Source organism: Dolichospermum sp. FACHB-1091, from assembly GCF_014697585.1.
Lineage (GTDB): Bacteria > Cyanobacteriota > Cyanobacteriia > Cyanobacteriales > Nostocaceae > Dolichospermum.
This window is the reverse complement of the sequence record NZ_JACJSB010000023.1, coordinates 1-13608: the sequence shown is the minus strand read 5'-3', so window position 1 is coordinate 13608 and position 13608 is coordinate 1. Positions and strand designations below refer to the sequence as shown.

Sequence of the window (13608 nt, the reverse complement as noted above, 5' to 3'; positions counted from 1 at the left end):
TGATTATATTTGGGGTTGGAGGCAGAAACACAAAAGAACGGATTGAAGTTCCAGTGATCAATGAACGACAAGAACAAACTTATTTCGGCATACAAAGGAACACTAGTTCCATTCGATCTTCGAGATCGGGGACTTCTACTAGGTGATGGGTTATTTGAGACAATAGCGATCTTCAATCATGTTCCATTTCAGCTAGAAGCGCATCTTGTCCGACTAGAACAAGGTGGTCATAAGCTAAAATTGCCAATTGACCGCGATCGCATTAATGAAGCCATTGCTACAGTTATTGCGGAGTCTCCCATATCTCATGCTATTCTCAGGATTACCGTAACACGAGGATCAGGAGATCGGGGGCTGCTACTACCTGCTGTACCCACACCAACCATCATTGCCAGTATTACTCCTTGGACTCCCCTGAATAATAAACCTATAACTCTTGTACGTTCTTCAATCAAGCGTAATGAAAGCTCCCCCATCTCGCAAATCAAGAGTCTATGTTATCTGGATCAAATTATGGCATTGCAAGAAGCGGTGGAGGCAGGTTACGATGATGCAGTCATGCTTAACACAAATAATAAGGTAGCTTGTGCTAGTTCTGCCAATATTATCTGCCTCTATGGGAACAGGCTTGTCACACCCCCAGTCTCCGATGGCGTATTACCAGGTATAATGCGTGACTTAGTTTTGCAGGATGCCGGATCACTTGGCTTTGAGGCTTGTGAAGCATCACTGACTTGGGGTGAGCTATTGGCTGCCGATACGGTTTTTCTTACCAACAGCGTGAAGCTAGTTCGCCATGTAACATCTATCAACCTTCACCAATGGACTAGGGAAGCAGATTATGTAGCAATAAGTATACGCAGTAAGCTGATCGAAAGGATTGTGGCAGAATGCGGCGCTGATCCAGTAAATTTCTTATGTTTCTAAAATTCGGCTCATGCAACATCCCCAGATTGACTAGGAAGGCAAGAGGATTCGAGAATATAAATAGGTGAACGGAAAAAACCGACATAAGTAACGAAAAGTAAAGTTGCCCAAAACCTCTTCCCAGTTAAGAGTTAAGAGTTCCCTTGTCATAACGACAATTTTTAACGCCAATCTACTTACTAAATACAGCACTTCCCGATGTTATGAGGTACAAGAACCCCACCCCCAACCCCCTCCAATATCAAAAGTTTATCCTTTTCTTCCCCCCGCTGCGGGGATTGAGGGGGGTGCGAGGATGGGACAAATGAAGTACCTCATAAGAGCGGAAACCCCTGTATGATTACTTTTTCGGTATTTCTGAATTGAGGTATGAAAATCAAAAATTCCCTTTCTGAAACTCTTAATCTTTGCGTCTTTGCGCCAAGGCGCCTTGGCGCAAAGACTAATTTAACTTTCATTCACCAAGGCCGCTTTTTCCTTCTAACTAACTTTCTCCACTCCCGCTAAATCCAAAATCGGCGCAATCAAATCTTCCCGCTTTACCGCCATAATATGCACACCCTGACACAATTCTCTAGCAATTTGTACTTGTTCAGATGCAATTTTTATTCCTTCTTCCAGGGGATATTTTGCTGTTGCTAACCTCTCAATAATGTGTTCAGGAATATTCACACCGGGAACGGCCTTATTAATAAATTGGGCATTTTTTGCTGATTTCAACAGAAAAATTCCTGCTAAAATTGGTTTATTGTAACCAGAGGCAATTTTATCCATGAACTTTTTTAATATTTCAAAATCAGTAATTAATTGACTTTGAAAAAATTGCGCTCCGGCTGCTATTTTCTTTTCAAACCGACTTTGTAAACCAGACCAACTGGGAGATTGAGGATCTACCGCCGCCCCTGCAAATAAATCTAATTTACCATCAGTTAAAGGTTTTTCATTAAAATCAACTCCCAGATTCATGTTTCTAATTAACTGCAATAATCGCACAGCTTCTAAATCAAAAACAGCTTTGGCTTGAGGATGATCACCTGCTTTTACCGGGTCGCCAGTTAAAGCTAAAATGTTGTGGATACCCAAAGCATGAGCGCCCATTAAATCAGCTTGTAATCCTATTCTATTGCGATCGCGGCAAGCAAGTTGACAAATCGGCTCAATCCCATTTTGCAGTAAAATTGCTGAAGCTACCAAGGAAGACATCCGCATCACAGCGCGGCTACCGTCAGTAATATTGACAGCATGAACTCTCCCCTTAAGAGTCGCCGCCATTTCTATGGTATGGGTAATATCTCCCCCTTTCGGAGGTGCAACTTCAGCGGTAATGAGAAAATCTCCTGCTGCTACGGCGGTGCGGAAGTTGTTTAATGTACTGGTGCTATAGCTATTCTGCATGATGCAAATTTAATTTTGAGGTTTTCTTAAAGGTAAACTGAATTACACTTTCTAGTTTAAACCTTAGTATGAGTCAGATCCCTGACTGGTCAAAGAGGTAGGGAATCTAACATCTATACAACTCTAATTATAATGGCACTGTATAACCTAGTGCTGCTTTTACATCTGCTAAGGTTTGATTAGCTATAGCCTCGGCTTTTTCTTTACCATCTTTTAAAACTGACTCTAAATAGCCTTTATCTGCCATTACCTCCTTATATTTATCCTGAATTGGTTTTAAAGCATTAATCGCTGTTTCTGTTAACAAAGGTTTGAATTGTCCCCAACCCATATCTGCACATTCGACCGCTACGGCTTCCTTCGTTTTTCCCGCTAATAGGGTATACAGGGTTAATAAATTATGACATTCGGGACGTTCTACATCATCAAAGGTTAAACCGCGAACTGGATCAGTTTTACAGCGTTTAATTTTATTGAAAATTTGCTCAGGTGAATCTAAAACATTAATCCTGCTTAATTCCGAAGGATCTGATTTTGACATTTTCCGTGTTCCATCTGTCAAACTCATTACCCTTGCCCCTTCCTTTCTAATCAAAGGATCTGGCAACTTTAATACAGGTTTATTTTTAGCAAATTGATGGTTAAACCTGTTAACAATATCCCGCGCTAGTTCTAAATGTTGCTTTTGATCTTCACCGACAGGAACTTTATCCGCTTGATAAAGCAAAATATCCGCAGCCATTAATACTGGATATGTCAATAAACCAGCGCTGACATTTTCACCTTGTTTAAGTGCCTTTTCCTTAAATTGAATCATGTCCTGTAGCCAATTTAAGGGAGTAATGCAGTTGAGTAACCAACAAAGTTCACTGTGGGCAGAAACATGAGATTGTACAAAAATGTGAGAATATTGTAAATCAATACCACAGGCTAGATATAAAGCCGCAATGGTGTAGGTATCAGCCGCTAAAGTGGCGGGATTATGTGGTACAGTGATGGCGTGTAAATCTACCACACAAAAGAAATTTTCATACTGATCTTGAATTTCTACCCAGTTACGAATTGCACCTAAATAGTTACCTAAGTGTAAATTACCAGTTGGTTGAACGCCCGACAGAACGCGCTGCTTACCCATAATTATCCGTTATTTATCTCCTCTTCCCCGCTTTGTCAATGGGGCGGTTACAAGACTCATTTTAGCCGTCATTGGGGATTAGTTATTGGTGTTTGCAAAAATTTTTTTAACATGATTATCTTATGGAATTATTTTCTAGATATAAAACTAAAAAATCTGTACCTCCAGAGAGATAAAAAGTAACGAACCCAGCTTTTATAGTTCAGACTAAATGGGCTTGAATAGGAAAATAAATCAGGGGGATATGCTTGATGAAAGCTTTATTAATCTGGCCGATAATGCCTAATTCTTTTTGGTCTTATCAGGAAACTCTTGATTTAGCAAATCTGCGGGCTACTAATCCCCCATTGGGTTTAATTACGGTAGCAGCAATGTTACCAAGTGATTGGGAATTGCGATTGAGCGATCGCAATGTTCGTCTAGAAAATGATGTAGATTGGGAATGGTGTGATCTTGTCATTATCTCGGCCATGATAATTCAAAAACAGGATTTTAGTGAATTAATTAAAAAAGGTAAAAGATTAGGTAAAAAAGTGGCAGTTGGCGGACCATTTGCCACATCTGTTCCAGAATTTGCTTTAGAAGCGGGGGCAGATTATTTAATCTTAGATGAAGGAGAAATCACTATTCCCATGTTTTTAGAAGCTTTAGAAAAGGGAGAAGAAAAAGGAATTTTCCGGGCTACAGAAAAACCAGATGTCACCACAACTCCTTTACCCAGATTTGATTTATTAGATTTGAATGCTTATATAGCAATGACTGTGCAATTTTCCCGTGGTTGTCCATTCCAATGTGAATTTTGCGATATTATTACTCTTTTTGGTCGTAAACCCCGCACGAAAACACCTGAACAAATTCTAGCAGAATTGGATGTTTTATATAATATGGGTTGGTGGCGTTATGTGTTTATAGTTGATGATAATTTTATTGGCAATAAACGTAATGCTAAGGTCTTTTTAAGAGAGTTAATTCCTTGGATGGAAAAACGTAATTACCCTTTTGCTTTATTGACGGAAGCTTCTTTAAATTTAGCAGAAGATGATGAATTACTAGAATTAATGGTAAAAGCTGGTTTTGTCAAGGTATTTATGGGCATTGAAACCCCTGATGTAGATAGTCTGGTAGGAATTAATAAACCACAAAATACTCGCAGTTCTCTAGTTGAATCCTGCCATAAAATTACTAAAGCGGGATTACAAATTATGTCTGGTTTTATCTTAGGATTTGATCATGAAAAACCAGGTGCAGGTAAACGGATTCAAGAATTTGTAGAAGAAACTTGTATTCCCCAAGCGCATTTAAATTTACTGCAAGCTTTACCCAATACAGCTATGTGGACTCGCTTACAAACAGAGGGAAGATTAAGGGATGGTTTGGGTGAATTTGTTGGTTCTCAAAAAGCTTTAATGAATTTTGTTCCGACTCGGCCTATGTCGGAAATTGCTCAGGAATTTATTGATACTTTTTGGAATTTATATGAACCTATGCCATACCTGAAACGGACTTTTAAACATTTTATGATGATAGAAGGTTGGCGGGCTAAATATCAACGAATTTTAACTAAATCAGAGTTAAAATTTTTAATATCTATTTGTTGGCGACAAGGTGTATTACGTTCTACTCGTTTTGTTTTTTGGCAGCAATTAATTACAATGATACGGCGTAAACCTCATCTATTATATGATTATTTAATTGCTTTAGGTGTGGGTGAACATTTTTTTAAGTTCCGTCATGAAGTAAAGGCCGAAATAGAATCAGAATTAGCAGAATTTCAGCAGCACGAAGAGGATAAAAAAGCAATAAGTTTACAATTAGAAACTGTGAGTTAAGTTGCTCAATTTAAAATAATGAATACTCATATTACCGACTTTTTAGGGAACACCAAAAAATAAATTACCCAATTTTGTGGGATGGGCATCCTGCCCGTCCTTGATGATTAGCGGGCAATTCGTCGCGCACCACAAGAAATTTTTGGGTATTTTTTTAATTGGAAGTCCCTTAGAGAAATCGGGGATCTATTTCTATTTATCATATTAAAATATTTGCCGAAATAGGTTATAACACCACCAAATGTAAATTATATCTAGTATCTGCTTGCAAATAAAGTTGTTGTAGTGGTTGCCATTCTTGCCACAATTGATAACGATTTGCTGCTAATAGCGTCTTTAAACCCGGTAATTCCTTATCAAGTTCTGATTTGAAAATGTTCTTTAACCACTCATGTAAAACCATATTATCTTGGATCATTCCCAAGATCTCTTGGATATTTTTAACATCATGAACATGAGCAGTAAAAGACTCACCGTATAATTCGGTAAATAACTCCATTTGGTAGCGGAGACGTTTAGCTTGTTTCCGCAAACTATGGAGAGTTTCACATTCCGTTTGCATAAGTTCTTCTAATTGAATTGGTGTCCATTGTGTTTGTATTACTATTGCTGATTCAATAATTTTAGTCCCAATTAACCATCCTGGGTGTAAGCAAAATTCACTAACTTCTGGTGAGAGTAAATCTGGTAATACGTGATAAATTGGTACAGATGAAAAACTTTGATAACTGGGATTTTTTAACCAATATTCACATTCATTTTTAAAAGATTTATAATTTTTATCTTTAAATGTTTTCTGAACATGAGAAATTGCACTTTCTCGTTGTTTATCTAATTCGGTAAAAGCTGTTTTTAGAAAGTCCTGTTCTTTGACAACTAAATGGGGTTTGTAATTTTTTTCCAAAATTTCTTCCAGTACATCTAAATCCCTAAGACCACCTAAAATCCGAGCAAATTTACCAATATTTTCATCACTAACTGATTTTGGTAAAATTAAATATCTTTCAAATCTACTCACAGCAGTTCGTAACCGTCGCATTCCCACCCGCATTTGATGTACTGCTTCTGGATCTTCATCTTTTTTAACTGCTTTTTCCCATTTTATAGTTTTTTCAAAGTGCTTTTCAATGGCTTGGTGTGCAGTTTCGGCGAGAGTTTTGATTGATGTTTCTGTGCAGATTTTCATAAATAAAAACAATTAGTAATATAGCAATTTAAAATAAGAATCAGGAAGTTCACCGCAGATAAACGCAGATAAGTTTATATATCAGTAAACTAGGAAATAGTAATAGTATAGGTTTTTCCTCCTTATATTTAAAGATTAGTTGAAATAGCTTGTACAGGACAAGTAGGAATACATTGTTCACAAACAATACAACGCGATCGCACAAAAGTAAGTTTATACGTTTCTGGATTAATAGCAAGAGCTTCCGTCGGACAAACACCCGTACATAAACCACAATGAACGCATACATCCTCATCAATGACAATTTCACCTAAACCCAGGGAAACATGAATATGTTGGGATCTCATCCATTCAATTGCTGCATCTAACTGATCAATATCTCCCAGTAATTCTACCACCAGTTTACCGATTTGATTAGGCGCAACTTGGGCGCGGATAATATTCGCAGCCACATTAAAATCCTTTGCTAGTCGGTAAGTCACTGGCATTTGAATTGCTCGTTTGGGAAAAGTTAGGGTAACTCTTTTTTTCATTAGACAAAAAAAATAGTAGACTAGATGATGAACTCAATTAATAAGTCTTAATAAGATCATGAGTGCCGAAGCCCCTGTAAATTCTAGTAATCGCGTCAGAAACTTCTTAATTACCATTGTAGCTACCCTGCTGGGAATTGCGCTGTTTTTGGGACTTAAGACAGATTCTACCTCAGTTTCCCTGGCAGAATTAGACCAAACTTCTATTCCTTTAGAATTAGCCGTCAACAACGGTAAACCCTCCCTCGTCGAATTTTACGCTGATTGGTGTACAGTTTGTCAAAAAATGACACCGGACATGGCTAAACTCAGACAACAGTATGATAAAAACCTGAATTTTGTCATGTTGAATGTTGATAATACCAAATGGTTGCCAGAAATGCTTAAATATCGCGTAGATGGGATTCCTCATTTTGTATTTTTGGATAAACAAGGGGAAACCATAGCCGAAACCATTGGTGATATTCCCCGCAGCATTATGGCCAGTAATTTAGAAGCTTTAATTATCGGCACTACCCTTCCCCACGTTCAAAGTAATGGCAAAACTTCCCAATTTTCCGCCCCAGCCGCAATAGACACTAATCAAAATGATCCTCGTAGTCACGGTAGCCAAGTGATAAATAAGACTTAATCATTGACAAAGGGGTAAAATAGTGTATTGATAAAATGTCCAATTTGTATGATCAAATAGTAGAATTGACAAGGGTTAAAAGACTGATAAGTAATATTTCTCACTCATGACAAAAGAACTATTAAAACAAGTAAGAGTAATTGATCCTCTCCAAAAAACTGACAGGGTAGCAGATGTATTAATTATTGATGGTTATATTCAAGATGTCGCCTCACAAATTACAAATTTTACTACAGATACTTCTGTCCGCGATTGTCAAGGTTTGTTTATTGGTCATGGATTGGTTGATTTATATAGTCGTTCCGGTGAACCTGGTTTTGAAGAACGGGAAACTTTAATTTCTCTTTTAGAAGCTGCCACTGGTGGTGGTTTTACTAGAATATGTGTTTTACCGGATACATTACCAGTTATTGATCAACCTGCTTTGGTAACACAGTTAAAACAACACGGAAGTCGGGAAAAAGTCTCCCCCAGTCTTCACATTTGGGGAGCAATTACTTTAGATTTGGCGGGTAAACAATTAACAGAAGTAGCAGATTTAACCGCTGCGGGAGTTGTGGGTTTTACTGATGGTAAACCTTGGGAAAATTTGGGGATAGTTAGACGGGTTTTGGAGTATCTTCAACCTTTTGGTAAACCTGTAGCTTTTTGGCCGTGCGATCGCCATTTAGCAGCTAATGGTATGATACGAGAAGGTGCAGAGGCCATGCGTTTAGGTTTACCCCCGATGCCATCTAGTGCGGAAACAACGGCTATTGCAGCTTTATTAGAATTAGTCGCAGATATCGGTACACCAGTCCATATCATGCGTGTTTCTACCGCCCGTAGTGTACAATTAATTGCCGATGCTAAATCTAAAGGTGTTCCTATTACCGCTAGTACAACCTGGATGCACGTTTTACTTGATACAACATCCATGAGAAGTTACCACACTTCCTTACATTTAGATCCGCCTTTGGGAAATTACCAAGATATGCTATGCTTACGGGAAGGTTTACGAATAGGTATAATAGATGCGATCGCAATTGATCACGCACCCTATACTTACGAGGAAAAAGTTCAAGCCTTTGCGGAATCGCCACCGGGAGCAATTGGTTTAGAATTGGCATTACCCCTATTATGGCAAAATCTTGTGGCTACTGGAGAATTTACACCTTTGGAATTATGGCGGGTTTTGAGTCATCAACCAGCGACTTGTTTACAACAGGAGGTTAAAGCCATTCAACCGGGTGAAAAAGCTGAATTGACATTATTTGATCCTCAGCAAATTTGGAACGTAAATCAGGTAAATCTCCAAACGCTTTCTTGTAATACTCCTTGGTTTGGTCAAGAAATTATGGGTCGGGTTGTACAAGTTTTTTGTTAAAATCTATTTTGATTTTTGTTAAGGAATCACAGAGATCACAGAGGTAGAGGAAAAACAGATTTTATCGGGTAGTTTACAGAAACATCTTTATTATTAAATGTCTGATTTAATTTTGTTTTGGCATCGTCGAGATTTACGCATTTCTGATCATACAGGACTAGCTGCGGCCAGGAAAAAAAGTCCCAAGGTTGTGGGTGTATTTTGTCTAGATCCCCAAATTCTTGAAGGTGATGATATTGCACCTGCTAGGGTAGAATATATGATTGGTTGTTTACAATCCCTTCAAGAAAGATACCGACAAGCAGGTAGTCAATTATTAATTTTACAACATGATCCCGTTGTCGCAATTCCTCAATTAGCAGTGGCTTTAAATGCTAAAGCAGTATTTTGGAATTGGGATGTTGAACCTTATTCACAAATTCGGGATTTAGCGGTAATTGATGTTTTGAAAACCGCAGGAATTGAGTTTCTTAACCACAATTGGGATCAGTTACTTCACTCTCCAACGGAAATATTTAGTGGCGGGAAAACTCCCTATACTGTTTATACTCCTTTCTGGAAAAATTGGTATAGTAAAACAAAATCTCAACCAGTTAAAACTTTAGAAAATCTGCAAAATCTCACAGCAGAAGAACAAGAAATAGCCGAAAAATCTGGAATAATCAATTTACCTACTGCGGAAGATTTAGGTTTTATTTGGGATAGGGAATTAATCATTAATCCTGGAGAGTTAGCAGCACAAGAAAAATTAGAAAATTTTACCCAGTATCTTATTAATGAATATCAAGAACAACGCAATTTCCCGGCTATTGAGGGAACATCTCAATTAAGTGCTGCTTTGAAGTTCGGTGTGATTGGTATTAGAACTATTTGGCAAAGTACAATAGAAGCCTTAGCAAATAGTAATAGTGAGGAGGTAAATGCTAGTATCCAAACATGGCAAAAGGAACTAGCATGGAGGGAATTTTATCAACACGCTATGTACCATTTCCCCACATTAGCTAATGGTGCATATAGAGATAATTTTAAAACGTTTCCTTGGCGAAATAACGAAACTTATTTTCAAGCTTGGTGTGAGGGTAAAACGGGTTATCCTATAGTTGATGCTGCTATGCGTCAATTAAATGAAACTGGTTGGATGCACAATAGATGTAGGATGATAGTTGCCAGTTTTTTGACTAAGGATTTAATAATTAATCCTCAATGGGGAGAAAAATATTTTATGCAGAAACTCATTGATGGTGATTTATCTGCTAATAATGGAGGTTGGCAATGGAGTGCTTCTAGTGGTATGGACCCTCAACCATTACGCATTTTTAATCCAGCTAGTCAAACCCAAAAATTCGACGCAGAAGCAGCTTATGTTCGTCAATGGCTACCAGAATTGCGTTCTATAGATACAGGATATTTAGTAACTGGAAAAATTCCCCCTTTAGAATGTCATCGAGTTAATTACCCTAAACCAATTGTTGATCATCAAAAACAGCAAGCTTTATTTAAGCAGTTATATCAGCAACAAAAAGCTGTTAGTTAATTTGGTAAATAAAACCTGATCTTTTATAGCGTTTCCTACTCTCATGAGGTACAAAATCATCTGCGTTTATCTGCGTTTAATTCTGACCTCTTTTACCTCACTTGAATGGGAAATACTATATGGCCTCAAAAACTATAACTATTCTCAATTTGGAAAAAATTACCCGTCCTTGGTTACATTAATTGTCTCTCACATTCAAAGCGTATTGTTTAAACCGTTCTAAATCCGCCTGAATTGTGGACTCTACCACCTTTCCTAAAAACAAATTATCCATGAGTTTACCAATTAAGCCGGGAATTGCATAGGAAACCGTCATTTTCACGATACTATTATCATAGCGATTATAAAAGCGAATTGCTCCTTGATTTGGTAAACCGTCCACAGACTCCCATTGAATTATTTGATGAGGAATTATTTTAGTAATTCGGGATTTCCACGTAAATTCTAACCCCCCTGTATTCAGTTTCCATAGGGAAATTTCCGGGCTATCTGGGAGAATTTGCACAGAATCAATCCATTTCATCCATTTAGGCATTTGTTCTAAATCAGACCAAAGCCCCCATACTAATTCTATGGGAACTTCTACCTCTACCTGTACACTATGTTCTAGCCATTCACTCATAGGATTTTAGATTGGTCGGTGGTCACTTGTCTGTACTCTGTGGTCATTACCCATTACCCATTACCCATTACCCATTACCCATTACCCATTACCCATTACCCATTACCCATTACCCATTACCCATTACCCATTACCCATTACCCATTACCCATTACCCATTACCCATTACCCATTACCCATTACCCATTACCTACTTCTTCAAACTTTCCAGAATTGCTTTAGCTGCACGTTGTCCAGAAATTGTTGCTCCTTCCATGCTATCAATATAATCCTGTTGGGTGTAACTTCCAGCTAGGAAAAAGTTAGGTATAGGTGTTTTTTGATCTGGACGGTATTCATCCATGCCCGGTGCTTCTCTATACAAAGATTGAGCCAATTTAACCACGCTGTACCAAGTCATGTTTAAATCCTTTGAGGAAGGAAATAGCTCATGGACTTGTTTAAGCACATGGTGAGCGATCGCTTCATTGCTTTGTTTAATAAAGGGATCTCCCGGTGTTAACACCAATTGTAATAATGAACCTTCCCCAGGACGATAATAATCTGCGGGGCTAGTCAAGGCCAAATCAGCAAAACAGGAAAAATCAGCATCACCAGTGTACAATAGATTGTCTATTCCCACGGCTGCGGAAAGCTGTTTACGTTTTTCCTGATCTTCTAGTTCTGTCACCCAACCATCAAAACGTAGCTGCACTGTAGCGACGGGGACAGCATCTAACTTATAAATGTTATCAAATTCTGGCCATTTCCGCCAGGCTTGGGGTAAAACTCGTTGGATTCCGGGAACATCACAAGCGCAAAGATAAGCATCAGCGGTGATCAATTCTTCTGTATCACCTTGAGCAACTAATATACCAGTTACCTGGGTTTCTGCTTCCCCAACCACCTTAGACTCAGTAAACTGAATTTCTCGCACTTGACGACGAGTGTATATTTTTGTGCCTCTTTCTTCTAAATATTTAACAATAGGTTTATGTAAATATTCGGAGGGTGAACCTGCCAACATTCGCAAAATTGAAGCTTCGGTTCTGACAGCAAAAAACTGGAAAATTGTCAACATACACCGGGCAGAAATATTGTCACAATCTATAAATCCCAGTGCGTAAGCAATAGGATTCCATAGTCGTTTAATACTACCTTTACTTCCTCCGTGACTATAAAACCAATCGGAAAAGCTGATTTTATCTAATTTGCGGATAGTTTTCATGGCTCCGTCAAAGTCTACTAAACCCTGTACTATTGGGCTAGTGCCTAAAGCGATCGCATTTTGTAGTTTATCCTGTAAAGACAGTTGAGAAGTGGTGAAAAACGCTTTTAATCCGTTAAAAGGCGCACCTGTGAAAAAGCGAAAATCTAAAGCTCCTGTTTTTCCGCCTTTATTGATAAAAGTATGACTATGTTCTTTGATGAGTAAGTTTTCCCCAGCGCCAACCTTCTCCATTAATGCAAACAGATTGTAGTAGCAGCCGAAAAAAACGTGCAGCCCCATTTCAATATGATTACCATCATTATCTACCCAACTGCTGACTTTGCCACCCACAAAGGGACGAGACTCGAAAATTTCTACTTCACAGCCCCTATCTACTAAGTCTACCGCAGTTGATAACCCAGCAAGTCCCGCACCCACAATTGCAACGCGCATTCCCTCGTTCCTTGTTCAATTTCTTTACAAATTGTAACTGAATTAGTGTGGGAATTTGCTGGGAATTGATAATTTTTAATTGTTTGCCACCTCTTCCCCCTGGGGTAAACTTCTAATTAGTTCCCGAATTACATCTGTTGCTGGTCTCCCTGTCTGTTGACAATATTTTTCTAGTTTTTCTGCCTCTTGTGTTGCTAGATTAACTGTTATCCGTTTAACGGCCCATTTTTTATTTGTCATTATCATGCACTTAGCTGTATGTTAACTTGATTTCGAGAGTCTGGTAACTCAGAACAAAAATGATAATATGAGAGTAAGTCTTAATTAACAAAGTAACAAAAAAATTAATTTTATTAAAGATCTTCAGTTTGTCAACTAGTTACCAAAATAAACTTAGGATCACCGGGCCTGAATACCAGGGGGTTTTCATTTTCTAAATTCTAGCAGAAGAAAGAGCCAAACTTTTACTATTATTCGCTCTTTTTTCCGTTGATAATCTATTGAGCAATTATTTTATTTTATCATTAAGTGTTCCCTAGTTATTTTGACAGCAAAAAAACTCTCATTGCTTGATATACAATGAGTTCAGGTCTTTTTTATTTTTCTGTATTCGATATTTTTGGCAATAAATGTTTTCTAACTACCATCAAAACCGTCAACTAACAACATTTTTTCCCAGTTTTTTCCTAACCATGACTGTCCATCTTTTATTGATATAAAACCACAACTTCTGTAAACATTCAAAATTAGTGTTACTAATAAGGAGAACTTTCCGGCTACTTCTTTATTTTTTATCCTTGATTTATCT

Annotated in this window: 13 protein-coding genes; 6 read left to right on the top strand and 7 right to left on the bottom strand. The window is 38.0% G+C overall.

The features are described 5' to 3' along the window. Positions 1-60: 60 nt before the first annotated feature. Positions 61-927, top strand: a complete 867-nt coding sequence (locus tag H6G25_RS14850) for an aminotransferase class IV (RefSeq protein ID WP_190393160.1) — start codon at positions 61-63, stop codon at positions 925-927. Positions 928-1407: 480 nt separating this feature from the next. On the opposite strand, the gene H6G25_RS14845 is transcribed toward H6G25_RS14850, so the two are convergent. Together H6G25_RS14845 and trpS are read right to left on the bottom strand one after the other, a co-directional pair. After that, positions 1408-2322 carry a methylenetetrahydrofolate reductase gene (locus H6G25_RS14845; RefSeq protein ID WP_190393159.1) on the bottom strand — a complete coding sequence of 305 codons (915 nt, stop codon included), beginning with the start codon at positions 2320-2322 and terminating at the stop codon, positions 1408-1410. Positions 2323-2449: 127 nt separating this feature from the next. Beyond that, a complete protein-coding gene (gene trpS, locus H6G25_RS14840) occupies positions 2450-3457 on the bottom strand; it encodes a tryptophan--tRNA ligase (protein ID WP_190393158.1) in 1008 nt (335 codons plus the stop codon). Between the two features lie 251 nt (positions 3458-3708). Between trpS and H6G25_RS14835 the strand changes: the two genes are divergently transcribed. Continuing rightward, positions 3709-5286 (top strand): B12-binding domain-containing radical SAM protein, encoded by a 1578-nt coding sequence (locus H6G25_RS14835; RefSeq protein ID WP_190393157.1) that lies wholly within the window; start codon positions 3709-3711, stop codon positions 5284-5286. A 226-nt stretch (positions 5287-5512) separates the two neighbouring features. Here H6G25_RS14835 and H6G25_RS14830 read toward each other — a convergent pair whose 3' ends face one another. Continuing rightward, entirely contained in the window at positions 5513-6472 is a 960-nt protein-coding gene (locus tag H6G25_RS14830; protein ID WP_190393156.1) for a CHAD domain-containing protein, read from the bottom strand. Positions 6473-6600: 128 nt separating this feature from the next. After that, entirely contained in the window at positions 6601-7005 is a 405-nt protein-coding gene (locus H6G25_RS14825; protein WP_027404943.1) for an NIL domain-containing protein, read from the bottom strand. A 58-nt stretch (positions 7006-7063) separates the two neighbouring features. Between H6G25_RS14825 and H6G25_RS14820 the strand changes: the two genes are divergently transcribed. The 3 genes from H6G25_RS14820 to H6G25_RS14810 all read left to right on the top strand — a co-directional run bounded on the left by H6G25_RS14820 (position 7064) and on the right by H6G25_RS14810 (position 10536). Further along, positions 7064-7636 (top strand): thioredoxin family protein, encoded by a 573-nt coding sequence (locus H6G25_RS14820; RefSeq protein WP_190393155.1) that lies wholly within the window; start codon positions 7064-7066, stop codon positions 7634-7636. A gap of 106 nt (positions 7637-7742) precedes the next feature. Continuing rightward, on the top strand, positions 7743-9002 hold the full coding sequence (locus H6G25_RS14815; RefSeq protein ID WP_190393154.1) for a dihydroorotase: 1260 nt from the start codon (positions 7743-7745) through the stop codon (positions 9000-9002). Positions 9003-9099: 97 nt separating this feature from the next. After that, positions 9100-10536 (top strand): FAD-binding domain-containing protein, encoded by a 1437-nt coding sequence (locus H6G25_RS14810; RefSeq protein ID WP_190393153.1) that lies wholly within the window; start codon positions 9100-9102, stop codon positions 10534-10536. A 178-nt stretch (positions 10537-10714) separates the two neighbouring features. Here the strand turns inward: H6G25_RS14810 and H6G25_RS14805 are convergent, their stop codons facing one another. After that, a complete protein-coding gene (locus tag H6G25_RS14805; protein WP_190393152.1) occupies positions 10715-11158 on the bottom strand; it encodes an SRPBCC family protein in 444 nt (147 codons plus the stop codon). Between the two features lie 39 nt (positions 11159-11197). On the opposite strand from H6G25_RS14805, the gene H6G25_RS14800 reads away from it, so the two are divergent. Further along, the gene (locus tag H6G25_RS14800; protein ID WP_190393151.1) at positions 11198-11380 is read left to right on the top strand and encodes a hypothetical protein; all 183 of its coding nucleotides are present in this window, start codon (positions 11198-11200) and stop codon (positions 11378-11380) included. On the opposite strand, the gene zds is transcribed toward H6G25_RS14800, so the two are convergent. Next, entirely contained in the window at positions 11349-12800 is a 1452-nt protein-coding gene (gene zds, locus H6G25_RS14795) for a 9,9'-di-cis-zeta-carotene desaturase (RefSeq protein ID WP_190393150.1), read from the bottom strand. The genes H6G25_RS14800 and zds overlap by 32 nt on opposite strands. 75 nt (positions 12801-12875) lie before the next feature. Next, positions 12876-13046, bottom strand: a complete 171-nt coding sequence (locus H6G25_RS14790; RefSeq protein ID WP_137907148.1) for a CopG family transcriptional regulator — start codon at positions 13044-13046, stop codon at positions 12876-12878. Positions 13047-13608: the final 562 nt, after the last annotated feature.